General features: G+C 70.1%; 1 protein-coding gene. It reads left to right on the forward strand.

Going from position 1 to position 455, the window contains the following annotated elements:
- Positions 1-455, forward strand: a 455-nt coding sequence (locus IB257_RS31410) for a hypothetical protein (protein WP_225589336.1), incomplete at both ends; no start/stop codon positions are given.

Raw genomic sequence — 455 nt, forward strand, 5'->3', positions numbered from 1 at the left:
GCTGGATGGCGTGACGGTCACGACCGGCAACGTCACCCTGACCAGCACCGTGGTTGCCCCGCTGTCGATCTCGCCCACCGGCGTGGTGGCGATCGCGCCGAATACCGCCGCCGGCGTCTACAGTGGCAGCTACCAGATCTGCGAAACCTCCAATCCGACCAACTGCGATGCCGCGTCGATCGCCGTCGTGGTGTCGTCGCTGGCCGCGAACGACGACATGCTGGGTCCGGTCCTGCCGGGCGCACCGGCGGGCAACGTGCTGGCGAACGACCTCAATGACGGCGTACCTGCCACACCGGCGACCGTCGTCCTCACCCAGACCGGCGGCGCGCCCGGCTTCACCGTCGCACCCGACGGCAGCGTGACCATCGCCCCGAACACGCCGGCTGGCACGCTCACCGGTGGCTACCGGATCTGCCAGGTCGCGCAGCCCACGATCTGCGACACCGCCACCG

Source organism: Achromobacter sp. ACM03, assembly GCF_014851665.1.
Classification (GTDB): domain Bacteria; phylum Pseudomonadota; class Gammaproteobacteria; order Burkholderiales; family Burkholderiaceae_B; genus Achromobacter; species Achromobacter aegrifaciens.